Here is a 13,653-nt window from a genome sequence, read left to right on the forward strand (position 1 = left end):
CCGCGCTCAGTGCTCAGTGCACAGCGCGGGCCGCGCTCAGCGCAGGCAGGAGTCGTCGGGGTCGATGGTGGTGGTGATGCGTCGGCCGATGTCGCGCAACTGCCGGGACTGGGCCTTGGTGATCGGGTCGAAGACGAGGCGGCGTACCTCGGCGACGTGTCCGGGCGCGGTGGCGACCAGCTTGTCCCACCCGGCGTCGGTGAGCGTCGCGAGGGTGTAGCGGCCGTCGGTCGGGTCCGGTGCGCGGCTGACCCAGCCGCGTTTCTCCAGCCGGGTGACGACCTGTGACAGCCGGGACAGCGATCCGTCGGCGATCATGGCGAGCCGGCTCATCCGCATGGTGCGCTCGGGTGTCTCGGACAGCGCGGCCATCACCTGGTACTCGAAGTGGCTGATCCCGGCGTCGCGCTGCAGTTGCCGGTCGAGGGCGCCCGGCAGCCTGGCCAGTACGCCGACGAGGGCGAACCAGGTCTCCAGTTCCTCCTTGTCGAGCCAGTGCGGCTGCTCGGTCGGGGTGGCCATGTCGTCGAGTCTAGCTTCAAGCGTCAAGTGATCACGAGAGCTGCGTCACTTGACGCTTGAAGTCATTGCGGGCTAGCCTCGCTTCAAGCTTAAAGTGTGACGACATCGGAGACAGATATGAACATCGTTCTGTGGGTGCTCGCCGGCCTGCTCGCCGCAGCGTTCCTCGGCGCCGGGCTGATGAAGGTCAGCCAGCCGAGGGAGAAACTCGTCGAGAAGGGCATGGGCTTCGCCGCCGACTTCCCCCTGGGCCTGGTACGGACCATCGGCGCACTGGAGATCCTCGCCGCGATCGGCCTGATCCTGCCGGCGGTCACCGGCATCGCCCCGATCTTCGTCCCGCTGGCCGCTCTCGGCCTGGTCGCGATGATGATCGGCGCCGCGATCGTGCACATCCAGCGCAAGGAGTATCCGGCGATCGTGCCCAACCTGGTCCTCCTGGCCATGGCCGCCGTCGTCGCCTGGGGCCGCTTCGGCCCGTACGCCTTCTGACCCGCCACCTACCTGGGGAGACCTGACCATGCCTGACCTGTTCGAGCCGGTGAACATCGGCAAGTGGACGCTGCCCAACCGGATCGTCATGGCACCGATGACCCGCACCCGGGCCACACCGGACGGGCTGCCGAACGAGCACGCCGCCACCTACTACCAGCAGCGGGCCACCGCCGGGCTGATCATCACCGAGGGGGTGCAGCCCAGCGCCGTCGGGCAGGGCTACCCGAACACCCCCGGCCTGCACACGCCCGAGCAGGTCGACGGTTGGCGGAAGGTCGCCGACGCCGTACACGCCGCCGGTGGGCTGATCGTCGCCCAGTTGATGCACGCCGGCCGGATCGCCCACCCGGACAACAAGCACGGGCAGGAGACGGTAGCGCCGAGCGCCGTCGCCGCCGAGGGCACCATGACCACGGCGAGCGGCAAACAGCCGTACCCGATGCCTCGGGCCCTGACCACCGACGAGCTGCCACAGGTGGTCGACGAGTTCCGCCGGGCGGCGCGGGCGGCCGTCGACGCCGGCCTCGACGGGGTCGAGCTGCACGGCGCCAACGGCTACCTGCTGCACCAGTTTCTCGCCCCGACGACCAACCAGCGCACCGACGGCTACGGCGGTTCGCCGGCCGCGCGGGCCCGGTTCGTCGTCGAGGCGGTGACCGCCGCCGCCCAGGAGATCGGCCCGGAGCGGGTCGGCCTGCGGATCTCCCCGGCCAACGGGGCCAACGGCCTGGTCGAGGACGACCCGGCCGAGACCGCCGCCACCTACCGGGCGCTGGTCGACGCGCTCGCCCCGCTCGGCCTGGCGTTCCTGCACCTGTCGATCGACTCGGCCGACCCGCTGCTGGCGGACCTGTCGGCCCGTTTCGGCGGCCCGGTCGTCGTCAACACCGGGTTCGCGTCGGTCACCGACCGGGACACCGCGCAGACCCTGGTACGCAGCGGAAAAGCGGCGGCGGTCGCGGTCGGTCGACCGTTCATCGCCAACCCTGACCTGGTACGCCGGTGGCGCGAGTCGGCTCCGCTCAACGAGGTCGACCAGTCGACGGTGTACGGCGGCGGCGCAGCCGGCTACACCGACTACCCGACGCTGGACTGACATAGCCGCGCGCCTGACGGCGGCTCGGCGGAGGCTCGACGCGGCCCGCCGCCGGCCCGCCGTCAGGCGCGCATGCCGGCGCGCATTCCTGGTCTCAGACCGCCGGGACGACGGTGACCTGGGCGCTTCCGGACAGGCAGGAGGTGTCGGGGGTCGCGGTGATCCGGGCCGTTGCTCCTTCGCTGCCGGCGGCGGCGGTGACGGTGACCTGGCGTTCCCGGGTGCCGGCCGGCAGCACCAGTGGCGACACGGTGATCCGGGGGTCACCGGTGACGGTCAGGGTCAACCCGGCGGTGTCGGTGCAGGCGGCCAGCGTGAAGATCATGGTCGTCGTACCGCCGGCCGGCACCTGCACCTGTGACGGGCAGGCGACCACCATCAGCGCCGGCGGCAGGGCGGCCGGGGTGAAGCCGACCTTCGGCGAGTCGGCGGTCGCCGCCGGAGCGACGGTGACGACCCGGGCGAAGGCGGTGTGCCGGGGGACGGTCGTCGAGCCGCCGCGCAGCGCCGGGTGGTCCGGTGGGACGTCGACGCTGTACGGGGCGGCGCTGTCGCTGCCGACCAGAATGTCGTTGATGTAGAACTCGACCCGCGCGATGGTCCCCACGTTGGTGGTGGCGTCGGCGGTCATCCGGATCGCGCAGACCCCGGTGTAGTAGCTGCCGTCCCGCGGGCTGGTCAGGGTCACCTCGGGTGCCGGGTCCGGCCCGGTGCCGTCACACGGGTCGCCGTTGATGGTGCATCCCGGGTCCTGCGGCCGGCCGCCGGTCCAGGCGCCGACGTACCCGATCTCGACCGACCGGCCGGCGGCGATGACGTTGTTCCACGTCGTCGGGGTGGCGGTGAGGGTCCTGCCCTCCAGTGTCCAGTTGGCGTTCCAGCCCTGCTGGACCGTTTCGCCGGCCGGCAGGGTCAGCACCAGCTTCCAGCCGGTGACCGCCGTGGCGCAGTTGTTGGTGATGGTGATGTCGCGAAAGACACCGCCACTGTCCGGGCCGTTGTTCCAGTAGCTGCTCTCGATTGTCACCGTCAGGCATCCGGCGCTGGTGGTGGCGTCGCCGGTCGTGCCGGTCGCGTGCGCCGGGACGCTGGCGGTCGCCGTACCGCTGGCGGCCAGGACCACGGCGGCGGCGACGCCGGCCGCGGCCCGCCACCACGAGGTCTGTCGGGAGCTGTGGGGCACTTCATCGGTACGGGAGTGCGTCGGTGGGGTGGACGACAACGACATGGGGCTGGTCTCCTTCGATCCCAGGTACCCGTGCCGACCCGGCGGGCCGGCAGGACGGACGGTCCCACAGCTGTCCGCCGGCCCAGGCCACTGTAGGCACTCCCATCGTGGCATCAGTAACTGTCGATACACAATGGGTGCGCCGTCAGCGCGCCCTGCGCCCACGGCACGCCAAGATCGCGACGATCTTGCGCTTATCGTTGACCGAATCCGACAAATCCTCGCGATGAATGCAAGATCGTCGAGGCGGAGTGCGTCAGCCTGGACCCGCGACGTATCCAGGTCAGCGCTGCCCGACTGCATGTGGTGCCAGGATCACTGGGCGTGCAGAAGTGGGGCGGTTGGGCGGCTGGAAGCGCGGCAGGTTTCTCAATGGATGTCGCGGCATGGTGATCGGATGCGCGTGGGCTGACGAGCCTTCGGCGTGTCTAGTCGATGAGGCGCAGTGGATCACCGGGTTCGATCAGGCTTGGCTACCGTAGGCATCTTCGACCCTCAGCTGGGCGTCGAGGCCGTACTCCTCGGTGGACGCGATGGCCTTCGCGAGGACTGCTTCCAGCTCGTCTGTGCCGATCCTTGCCTGGTCGAGGAGGTGCTGGACGATCGCCACCGCCGATGCTGCCGCCACCTCCTGCGGGATCTCCTCCCGACGCTTCGCGTCCAGCACCGACATGATCATCCCTTCGGTCGCCCGAGTGTCGATCGACGTGTCCGAGGGGAGGTTGAGGCGAAGCTCCGCGACGAAGCGGATGACCTCGCCCCGGCTGGCGCCCTCCGGGAACAGTCGTCTCACGGCGTGAATGAACAGGGAGGTGATGAGGGCTGCCGCGCCGAGCTGGTCCTCAGGTGAAACATCCTCCTGGGCGGTCGGCACGTCTGCGTCATCATCGAGGGTGAGTAGCGCCCGCACGAGGGCAACCGCCCCTGGGCTAATCCTCTTCACTCCACTCCTCCGCGAGTTGACCAACCTCTGCGAGGAAGCGGTCCAACTTGTCGGCCGGTGCGTCCGAAAGCAGGTGCCACAGCACGACGAGCTCGGTTTCAAGTAGTGCGCCCTGCTCGGCGTCCTCGACGTCGTCGGTTTCGCCGGTGAGTGCCGAGACCAGCAACTTTTCGGCCAGTTCCGGATCGAGATTAAGCGTCGTATCCGCGAACTTGCTGCGAATATCGGCGACCAGGTGAATAACCTCGCCTCTGGTGGTCCGGTCCCCGAGTCGTTCGCGCGCGGCGAGGAAAAACGCTGCTCCGAGCACCAGGCCAAGCTCCTGCCACCCTGCTTCGTCAAGCTGCTGGCAGCGTTCCTGGTATATGGCCGGGTTGCCGTGGGTCAGTTCCCGAAGCAGTTCCAGGTGTGGTGTCCGATCAGTCGTCAAGCTTCCGCCTCCGGGTCTTTCGGTCATCTAGTTTCTTGAGGATCAGGGCGACTGTTGCCGCGATGACGATTGCGGCGGACTCGGCAGAGTCGGCGTAACCAGGGGTTTGGTTCGAAGGTCCTGGTGTCGGCGGATGTTGCACCGTAGACGTGCTGCCCTTTGGTCCAAGCTGGGCAATTGCATCCGCGACTTTCCCGGTCACGTCGCCGGCGGTCTCGGCATTCTCGACACTCTTCTTGGCGACCCGTCGGTGCCAGCCCTTCGGGCGTCCGGTGCTGGCGACGATCTCTTCGCCGCTGGTAGGCTGGTGTCGGGGTTGGCCTGGAGGGTGGGCATCGAGCCGGGGATGAGGCAATTGCCGCACCGCGAGAACGCCTCCGCTGACTTGGCGAGCAAGTTGCCGAGCCTGCCGGCCTTGGCTGCTGCGGTCTCCGCCTCGGTGATGGCGTCGCGAATCTCGTTGTGGTTGGAACCGGTCCCGGCGGTCGTGAGGTGCTGGTGAGCCTGGTCCAGGTCAGCCTGGGCGCGGGCGGCTCCGACTGCGGCCTGATCGAGTCGTTCGACGGCGGTGCGGAGCTGAGCGACCACGTCAGCCAGGGTCATCCGAGAGCCCTCCGGTAGGCCTGGGCGTGCTCCACGCAGCTGTCGATCCGCCGGCAAATCATCTCGACCTCATCAATGGCAGCCGTCAAGTGGTGCTCGCCCTCCTTGACGTAGTCGCACTGACTGCCGCGAACGGTGCGAAGGGCCAGGCCACCTGCTTCCGTCGCGACGTCGCTGAGCTGCACGATGAGCCGCTTGCCTCCTCGGCGGCCTCGATGGCCTGCCCGATGCGCACCTTGACATCCTCGACTGTCATGAAGCCGCCCGTCCAGAGAGGGGTAGCGCGGCAGCCTTCTGGTGACATGAAGGCTACCGGTAGTGGCCAACTGCGGGAGGCCCCTCGCGGCACAGTGGAGTCAGGTGGGTGGAAGCGTGGCAAGCCTCTCGACGGACATCAGGGTGTGGTGATTCGGATGCGCGTGGGCTGACGAGCCGTCGGCGCGTCGAGTCGATGAGGCGCAGTGGATCATCAATTGAGCAACCCTCGCCGGTGAGCGGGAGAGGGGCCTACGGCTTGCGCATCCACGTCGCCGGATCGGTGACGTAGACACCTTTGCCCTGGTGGCGGTCGATGACCTCGAGTGCTTCGAGGCGCACGAACACCAGGCGGATCGTTGACGGGCTCACGTCGTACTGCTTGCAGAGCTGGGCGATCGACGGCAGTTTGTCGCCGGCCTTGAGTGTGCCGTTCTTGACGTCGGCAACGATGGCGTTCGAAATCTTGAAGTAGTCGGGCAAAACAGGCATGGCGCTCCCTCGCGTGGCGCCTCCATTCGACCACGTCACTTATGTGTGGAGCAAGGTTTAGGTAGCCTCCACGCAGAGGTTGACATCGACGACATCCGCACATAAGTTCATCGCTACGAACGCTCCCTCGCGTGGCAACGACGGAGTGCTCGTGCCCTGGTCGGGGCGGGGTGGTGGCGCGCGGCCTGCCCGCCCCGACCGCCCTACCCGAGCGAACCCCCGCGAAACCCGCAACCCGCGACACCCGTACCCAGGAAACACACCAAAAGCCGCTCCGGGGTCGTACCCGCCGAATGAGGCTGCGACCGGCCGGAGCTGGGGCGACCCGTCGGCTACGAGCACTCCCGCTTACGCCTTCCCTGCCGGCGGGTCGCCCCATCCAACTCCTGATGAAGGGGAACCCCCGCGATGCGCAACCTTCTCCACCGGATCTTCAGTCGGCCCCGCCGCCTCCACCACGTCATCGAGCCGCCGCCGGGGCGGCCCCGCAACGGTGAGGTCCCCCCGGTTTCACGGAGCTTCTGATCGTGGTCTGATGGCCATGGGAGGAGGCATTCGTGCCAGCACCGAAGAAGTACCCCGATGAGCTGCGTGCTCGTGCTGTCCGGTTGTATCGGGAGTCGGATCCGAAGCCGGTGATCCGTCGGCTGGCTGACCAGCTCGGCGTGCATCACGAGGCGCTGCGCAACTGGATCCGTCAGGACGAGGCCGACCAGGGTCAGCGCGGTGATCGGCCGACGACGGACATGGTTGAGGAGAACCGGCGGTTGCGGCGGGAGAACACCGAGTTGCGCAGGGCGAACGAGATCTTGAAGGCCGCGTCGGTGTATTTCGCCCAGGAGCTCGACCCGACCCGGCGTCGGTCATGAGGTTCGTTGACGAACATCGTGGCCGTTACGCGGTCGCGCTCCTGCTACGGGTCCTGAACATCACCGCGTCGACGTACTACGGCTGGCGCGACAAGACGGTCCGGCCGTGTGATCGGGCTGAGGTCGACCGGGCGTTGTTGTCCAACATCCACGAGATCTGGGTCGCGTCGGGGCACACCTATGGCGCGGACCGGGTGCATCGGCGGTTGGCGCGGGACGGTGTCCGGGTCGGCCGTAAGCGGGTGGAGCGGCTGATGGCCGGCCAGGGTTGGCAGGGGGCGTTCCTGCGACGTGGCTGGCGGGGCGGGTCCACGAAGCAGGACCCGCGGCACACTCCGGCACCGGACCTGGTCAACCGGGACTTCACCGCGTCGGCGCCGAACCGGTTGTGGGTTGCCGACGCGACCCGGATCCCGTGCGGTCAGGGTGTGTTCTGGCTGGCGGCGGTCCGGGACGCGTTCTCGAACCGGATCGTGGGGTGGAAGACCTCCGATCGGTGCGACACCGACCTGATCCTCGGCGCGTTGGAGTACGGGATCTGGTCGCGGGATGTGCGGGATCAGGAGTTGATCCACCACAGCGACAAGGGGTCGAACTATACGTCGTTCCGGTTCGGGCAACGGTTGGCGGACAACGGGATTCTGCCGTCGATGGGTTCCACTGGGGATAGTTATGACAACGCTCTGATGGAGAACTTCTTCTCGACGTTGAAGACCGAGTTGGTGTACCGGACGTCGTGGCGGACCCGCGACGAGGCCGAGAACGCGATCTTCACCTACATCGACGGGTGGTACAACCCTCGTCGGATCCAGCGTGACCTCGGCTACCTCAGCCCGGACGAGTACGAGACCGCCTGGGCGTCGACACGAATCGATCAGCCAGACTCGAACGGAACCATCCCGGCGCCGACCGGCGTCAGGTAACCACCGCTCCACGAAAGCGGGGGGACCTCAACGGCGGGGTGTTCCGCCGCCCGCCGCTGCGGCCCCGGATCTACCCCAGCCAGGTCCGCGACCGCCGGTTCCGCGAGGTCCGCCGTGGTCTCGACCCGGACGAGGTGTACGCCTTCCTGCACTACGTCGCCGAGGACCTGACCGCCCTGCGGGACGATCTGCGGCGCACCGACGACGAGAACCTGCGGATCAAGTGTGCGCTGCGCGAGTGGCAGTCGGCTCAGACCCGGATGTACGCATGAGCGGCGGGCCGCGTACCCACCTGGTGTTGACCGTCGCGAACCTGGACACCGGCGCGGTGGCCTCGGCCAGTGTCGCCGCCGGCACCCACGCCGACTTCGGCGGTGGCTGGCGGGTGCCGCTGACGCCGGTACGCGACGAACTCGCCGCACAGGTCAAAGTGGACTGCTCGACGCTGCGCGAGCTGCGCCACCCGGCGTGGACGATCCTGCTCGGGCGGACCGTGGCGGCTGCCCCGGCCGGCGCCGACGGCCGGCTCGGCCGGCTCTGCGCCCTCGCCGACCTGCTCTGCCTGGACCTGGTCGTCGAGGCCCGGCGGGGTGTGTACGCGGCCGGCCTGAACTGGGACCTCCGGTTCGAGGTGCCCGGCGCGGCCGTCCCACGTGACCAGCGTGGGTACGCCGACAGCCTGCCCGCCGCGCTGGAGCGCACCAGCGTGCCCGACGCGCTGGCGGGGCTCGCCGAGCGGTCGTTGACCGCGCCGGCGTACTTCCTGCGGCCGCAGCAGGCCCGGTCGACGCTGCCGCCCGAGGAGATCGACGCCGACCAGCTGGAACGCCGGATCGTCCGGGACTGCGGCGACGGGCCGCCGACGCCCGGGGCGCAGGCCATCTGGCGGGACGGCCGTTGGCGGCACACGTCGCTGCGGCGGATCCTCGGCCCCCGGCCGGCGATCCCGGAGCGTGCGCCGCTGCTGTGCCGGGCTCAGCAGCCGCCAGCGCCGACGTGGTGGGGTGAGCCGATCCCAGGGGTGCCGTGCCTGGACTGTCACGCCACCGGTTGGCGGCACCCGGTGCTGACCTGCCGGCGCTGCGGCGGCCACGGCCGGCGGTACGCCGGTGCCGTCGTCACCGTCACGAATCTGCGGGACCGGGCGACGCACGTCGAGTGGCGGGCGTCGACCAACGACCCCGATCCCGCTTCCGCAGACAGTGCGGACCGGTGGCGGGACCATCGGTTGCCGGAGCGGTTCCGGCTGGGCCGGTGGGCGGGCGTGTTCGGGGTACGGCCGGTGGACCTGCTGGATCTGACCCACGAGCGGGTGCTGTCGCTGTGGCTGCGTGACGGCATCGCGGCGCGCGACGGCAGCTCCGGCAGTTTCGGTCACCCGGTCCGGCGGTACGTGGCCGAGGCCGCCGCCGGCCGGCCCAGTGCCCGGCTGCTGGTGCAGGCCGCCGACTGGGCCGAGTTGCCGGCGTTCGACGCCGTCGCCGCGCTGGTCGTCGGGCTCGGTCTGGCGCTGCGGGTCACCGCCTGTGAACTGCCCCGCGACGTCGACCAGCCGATGATGTCGTACGGCCTGTTCTGGTCGGTCGACGCGGTGCCGGCGGCGGTCCCGGTCGACGAGTCGGCCCCGCTGGACCGGCCGTTGGGCGCGAGTGTGCAGCAGGCGGTCGGTGACTGCCTGTACCGCCTGGAGCTGCGTGCCGCCGAGTCGGTGCCGATCGATCCGGCGCAGCCGGTGCCGGTGCCGCAGCAGTTGGTGCCGCCGTTCGTGCCCGATCTCGTCGGTCGGCTCACCGCGCTGGCCGCCGATGCGGTCGGCCGGGTGGTGGCGGCCCATCTCGACCACGCCGGCTGCCGCTACTGGGCCACCGCCGCCAGCTGACCGGCGACCCGCTGGATGTCGGCGATCTAGAAGGATTGTGGCTGGTATTCCGGCGAAATCCTGCTAGATCACCAGTCCGACAGCGAGAACGGCGACTCCGGGAGCCGAACGACGGCGGTGTTTCTGTCACTCTCAGTTAGACAGTGGTGTACGCCACAATTTGCTGGCGCAACTATCATCCGGGAGCGCTCCCATGGTCCCTGGTGGACCGGTTTAGCCAGGTCGCGCCGAGGGTGAGCGACCCCCTACCCATCGACACCGAAGGGGTGGTGTTGACTACGAGCTCAGCGGTATCGTGCCACGCGCATCGGCGTTGGCCAGCTGTGGACGTGCGCTGCTCCACTCAGGCCGCCATTCGATTGGATACAAGTTGGCACGCACACAGGCCGACGGCCAGCAGCCGAAGAAATCCCGACGCGGCAACGACCGTCAGCAGTCGATCAAGCGTAGGGTCATCCGGCTGGTCCTCATCCCCGGCGTGGCCGCCCTGGCGCTCTGGCTGGCCGCCTCCGGCTACCTGGTCTTCCAGGGCTTCTACAACCGACAGGTCGCCGTCGGCGTCCGTGAGGTGTCGATCCCGGCCGTTCCGGCGCTCGCCTCCATCCAGGAGGAACGCCGCCTCGGCATCGCCTACCTGGCCCAGTCCGACAACGACCTGCAGGAACTGCTCGACCAGCGGCGGCAGACCGACGAGCAGCTGACCGCGCTGCGTACCGTCGCCGAAGGCTCCCTCGCCGCCGCCCCCGACTCGATCATCACCCAGTGGAACACCCTCACCGGGTACCTGGATCAGCTGCCGAGCATCCGGACCACGATCGACTCCCGGTCGGCCAGCGGCCAGGAGGCGTACGAGTTCTACAACGGCCTGCTCGACGCCGCGACCGAGATGTTCGACATCCAGGCCCGGATCGTGCCCGACGTGACCGCCGCCCAGGGTGGTATCGCCGCCACCGAGGCGTTCCTCTCCAGTGACCTGATGTCGCGGGCCGGCTCCCTCGGTGACGAGGCGTTCAGCTCCCGGTCCTTCACCGAGCAGGAACATCTCGCCTTCGTCCAGCTGGTCGGGGCGTACCGGGCCACCCTGGCCGCCGTCTCCCCGCACCTGCACCCCGACGCCCAGCAGCGCTACGAGGAGATCGTCGCCAGCGACGCCTGGCAGCGGCTGCAGATCGCCGAGGACAAGCTGATCGCCGCCGGTGCCTGGGGCAACTCGGTCCCCGGTGGGCTCGGCATCGACCGTGCGCAGTGGGCCCAGCTCACCGCGCAGGTCTCCGCCGACCTGGTCGACCTGACCATCGTGCAGGCCGACTCGGTCTCCGCGCAGACCCTGCGTACCGGTAACAACCAGCTGCTGCTGGCGCTGCTCGGCAGCCTCCTCGCCCTGGCCGTCGCGGTCGCCGCGACCGTCTGGGCGGTCCGGCAGTCGCAGGTCCTGGTCGACCAGGCACTGTCACTGCGCCTGGCGCAGCTCGGCCAGGACGCCTCCGCGATGGTCGACGAGCGGCTGCCGGCGGTCATGGACCGGCTGCGCCGCCGCGAACAGGTCGACCTCTCCGCCGAACTCGCCACCAAGGACTACGGCGCCGACGAGATCGGCCAGGTGGCCCAGGTCATCAACCGGTCGCTGCAGGCGGCGGCGGCCGCCGCCGTCAACGAGGCGCAGACCCGTACGTCGAGTATCACCATGCTGATGGGTGTCGCCCGGCGCCCGCAGCGGCCACTGCAGCGCGGCCTGCGGGTCATCGAGGACCTGCAAGGTCGAATCGGTGACGAGAAGCTGCTCGGCGAGCTGTTCGACATCAACCACCAGCTCACTCAGACCCGGCGCTTCCTGGAGAACCTGGTCATCCTCGCCGGTGGGCAGATCGGCCGTCGGTTCAAGAACCCCGTCCCGGTCCGCCGGGTGCTGCTGGCCGCCTTCGCCGAGTCGCAGCACTACCAGCGGATCACCCTGCGCAAGGCCGCCGACCTGGCGGTGCACGGGCACGCCGTCGCCGGCACCATCCACCTGCTCGCCGAGCTGCTGGACAACGCGCTGGCCTTCTCGCCGCCGGAGACGATGGTCTGGGTCACCTGCAACGAGGTCAAGCACGGCCTCGCGGTGGAGATCGAGGACGCCGGCATGGGGATGCGCGGCGAGGCGCTGGACCGGGCCAACGACCTGCTCGCCACCGCGCCGACCCCGGACGTGATGGCGTTGCGCGACGGCGCCCAGGTCGGTCTGCACGTCGTCGCCGAGCTGGCCAAGCGCGACGGCATCCAGGTCAGCCTGCGGACCTCGGCGTACGGCGGCCTGCTGGCGATCGTGCTGCTGCCGGAGCGGCTGCTCGCCGGCCGTACCGACGACCGGACCGGCCGGGACCTGGAGCAGGAACGGCTCGTCCCGGCCATGGCCGGGGCGGTGGCCCGACCGAACGCGCTGCGGCACCACCCCCGAGCCGCCGCCAACGCCGCAACCGCGACCGCGACCGCGACGGCACCTGCGCAGGCGTCGGCGACCGCGACGGCGCCGGCACACCCGCAGGCACCCTCGGCCACACCGGTTCCGACGACCGTCGGGACGACCGGGGCAGCGGCCACGAACGCCGTCGCGACCGCGGCGGCGCCCGGCAGCACCGTCGGGCCGGCCCCGGTGATCCCCGGACCGGCGTCGACGGCCGGTTCCGCCCCGGTGGGCGGCGGCACGGTGTACGAACGACGGAGCACAGGCGACGTGGCAGGACATCCGTACCGTACCGGCGACCCGGCCGACTACCGCCGCAACGGGGCCGCCCAGGTGGAGTGGCGGCTCGACCCGGAGCCGGCCGAGCCGGACCCGGCGGCCGGCGGCGGCACGACGGCCACCGGTACGCCGCCGTCCGCCCCGCCGGCCCGGCCGCCGCTGCCGCACCGCCAGCCGCAGCAGCACATCGCGCCGGAGCTGCGCGACGAGATCGCGGCGGACGGCGACCCTGGTACGGACGCCACGCCGATGCGCTCCCCGGAGGAGGCCAGGAACCGATTCAGCCGGTACCAGCGGGCCTGGAGCGCAGGTCAGGCGGCAGCCAGCGACGACGTGGCGGCCAACGACGCCCCGGCAACTAATGATGATCAAGGCAGGAACGCGTGACCAACTCTCACCCGCAGAACGACCTGACCTGGATGTTGGACGACCTCGTCGAGGTCCCCGACGTCCTGTACGCGGTGGTCCTGTCCACCGACGGTCTGATCATCCAGAAGTCCACATCGCTGCCGCAGGACCAGGCCGAACTGCTCGCCGCCGGGGCGTCGTCGCTGCACAGCGTCGCCGCCGGGGTCAGCCGCCGGTTCGACAGCGGCCCGGTGCACCAGGTCATCGTCGAGTACCGGGGACAGAGCCTGTTCATCGCCGCCGCCGGGCACAACGCCCGGCTCGCCGTACTCTGCGAGCAGAGCGTCGACATGGGCACCGTCGCGTACGAGATGAGCCGGCTGGTCACCCGCATCGGTGAGTACCTGAGCACCGATCCGCGGACCGCGGTGACGCAGATCAACGGCAATGCCGGGCCGGGCCGATGACACACGAAGTGTGGGACGGCGACGACGACTCGGAGGCGGGCCGACTGGTCCCGCTCTACATCCTGGTCAACGGGCGGACCAGCCCACGCAACACCAACCTCGACCTGGCCACCCAGGTGGTGGCGCTGCCCGCCGACCTGTCCCGGCTGGAACCGGAGTACCGGGAGATCGTCGAGCGCTGCTCGACCTGGATGTCGATCGCCGAGATCGGCGCCTACCTGCACCACCCGCTCACCATCACCAAGGTGATGGTCGACGTGCTCCTCGAGCAGGGCTACCTGGACATCGGTACGCCGGCCCAGCAGAAGATCGCCGACCGTGACCTGCTGGCGACCGTGCTCGCGGGCCTTCAGCGACTGTAGACGAGAAGGACTGATCACC

The 13,653-nt window shown here is 69.7% G+C and carries 16 protein-coding genes; 9 read left to right on the forward strand and 7 right to left on the reverse strand.

Annotated features, from left to right (window positions below):
• Positions 1–36: 36 nt before the first annotated feature.
• A complete protein-coding gene (locus O7608_RS06750) occupies positions 37–522 on the reverse strand; it encodes a MarR family winged helix-turn-helix transcriptional regulator (protein ID WP_282224202.1) in 486 nt (161 codons plus the stop codon).
• A 117-nt stretch (positions 523–639) separates the two neighbouring features.
• Between O7608_RS06750 and O7608_RS06755 the strand changes: the two genes are divergently transcribed.
• The gene (locus O7608_RS06755) at positions 640–1,014 is read left to right on the forward strand and encodes a DoxX family protein (protein WP_289209147.1); all 375 of its coding nucleotides are present in this window, start codon (positions 640–642) and stop codon (positions 1,012–1,014) included.
• A 28-nt stretch (positions 1,015–1,042) separates the two neighbouring features.
• Positions 1,043–2,113, forward strand: coding sequence for an alkene reductase (locus O7608_RS06760; protein WP_289209148.1), 1,071 nt, complete (start codon positions 1,043–1,045; stop codon positions 2,111–2,113).
• 94 nt (positions 2,114–2,207) lie between these two features.
• Here O7608_RS06760 and O7608_RS06765 read toward each other — a convergent pair whose 3' ends face one another.
• The 6 genes from O7608_RS06765 to O7608_RS06790 form a co-directional block, all read right to left on the reverse strand.
• Positions 2,208–3,341, reverse strand: coding sequence for a cellulose binding domain-containing protein (locus O7608_RS06765; protein WP_289209149.1), 1,134 nt, complete (start codon positions 3,339–3,341; stop codon positions 2,208–2,210).
• Between the two features lie 463 nt (positions 3,342–3,804).
• The gene (locus tag O7608_RS06770; protein WP_289209150.1) at positions 3,805–4,284 is read right to left on the reverse strand and encodes a hypothetical protein; all 480 of its coding nucleotides are present in this window, start codon (positions 4,282–4,284) and stop codon (positions 3,805–3,807) included.
• The gene (locus O7608_RS06775) at positions 4,271–4,714 is read right to left on the reverse strand and encodes a hypothetical protein (RefSeq protein WP_289209151.1); all 444 of its coding nucleotides are present in this window, start codon (positions 4,712–4,714) and stop codon (positions 4,271–4,273) included. Before O7608_RS06775 ends, O7608_RS06770 begins: the two co-directional genes overlap by 14 nt.
• Positions 4,715–4,912: 198 nt before the next feature.
• Positions 4,913–5,317: a hypothetical protein gene (locus O7608_RS06780; RefSeq protein WP_289209152.1), complete on the reverse strand. Its 405-nt coding sequence runs from the start codon at positions 5,315–5,317 to the stop codon at positions 4,913–4,915.
• Positions 5,314–5,502, reverse strand: coding sequence for a hypothetical protein (locus O7608_RS06785; RefSeq protein ID WP_289209153.1), 189 nt, complete (start codon positions 5,500–5,502; stop codon positions 5,314–5,316). The genes O7608_RS06780 and O7608_RS06785 overlap by 4 nt, the downstream gene beginning before the upstream one ends.
• Before the next feature lie 322 nt (positions 5,503–5,824).
• Positions 5,825–6,064, reverse strand: a complete 240-nt coding sequence (locus O7608_RS06790) for a winged helix-turn-helix domain-containing protein (protein WP_289209154.1) — start codon at positions 6,062–6,064, stop codon at positions 5,825–5,827.
• Positions 6,065–6,621: 557 nt separating this feature from the next.
• On the opposite strand from O7608_RS06790, the gene O7608_RS06795 reads away from it, so the two are divergent.
• The 7 genes from O7608_RS06795 to O7608_RS06825 all read left to right on the forward strand — a co-directional run bounded on the left by O7608_RS06795 (position 6,622) and on the right by O7608_RS06825 (position 13,634).
• A complete protein-coding gene (locus O7608_RS06795) occupies positions 6,622–6,933 on the forward strand; it encodes a transposase (protein ID WP_289207449.1) in 312 nt (103 codons plus the stop codon).
• Positions 6,930–7,856, forward strand: coding sequence for an IS3 family transposase (locus O7608_RS06800; protein WP_289207450.1), 927 nt, complete (start codon positions 6,930–6,932; stop codon positions 7,854–7,856). Before O7608_RS06795 ends, O7608_RS06800 begins: the two co-directional genes overlap by 4 nt.
• Before the next feature lie 38 nt (positions 7,857–7,894).
• Positions 7,895–8,128 (forward strand): DivIVA domain-containing protein, encoded by a 234-nt coding sequence (locus tag O7608_RS06805; RefSeq protein WP_502959181.1) that lies wholly within the window; start codon positions 7,895–7,897, stop codon positions 8,126–8,128.
• Positions 8,125–9,735: a hypothetical protein gene (locus O7608_RS06810; RefSeq protein WP_289209155.1), complete on the forward strand. Its 1,611-nt coding sequence runs from the start codon at positions 8,125–8,127 to the stop codon at positions 9,733–9,735. Before O7608_RS06805 ends, O7608_RS06810 begins: the two co-directional genes overlap by 4 nt.
• Positions 9,736–10,105: 370 nt before the next feature.
• Positions 10,106–12,844: a sensor histidine kinase gene (locus O7608_RS06815; RefSeq protein WP_289209156.1), complete on the forward strand. Its 2,739-nt coding sequence runs from the start codon at positions 10,106–10,108 to the stop codon at positions 12,842–12,844.
• Entirely contained in the window at positions 12,841–13,272 is a 432-nt protein-coding gene (locus O7608_RS06820; RefSeq protein WP_289209157.1) for a roadblock/LC7 domain-containing protein, read from the forward strand. Before O7608_RS06815 ends, O7608_RS06820 begins: the two co-directional genes overlap by 4 nt.
• The gene (locus O7608_RS06825) at positions 13,269–13,634 is read left to right on the forward strand and encodes a DUF742 domain-containing protein (protein ID WP_289209158.1); all 366 of its coding nucleotides are present in this window, start codon (positions 13,269–13,271) and stop codon (positions 13,632–13,634) included. The genes O7608_RS06820 and O7608_RS06825 overlap by 4 nt, the downstream gene beginning before the upstream one ends.
• Positions 13,635–13,653 lie beyond the last annotated feature (19 nt).

The sequence above is a fragment of the Solwaraspora sp. WMMA2056 genome, assembly GCF_030345095.1.
Taxonomy (GTDB): Bacteria; Actinomycetota; Actinomycetes; order Mycobacteriales; family Micromonosporaceae; genus Micromonospora_E.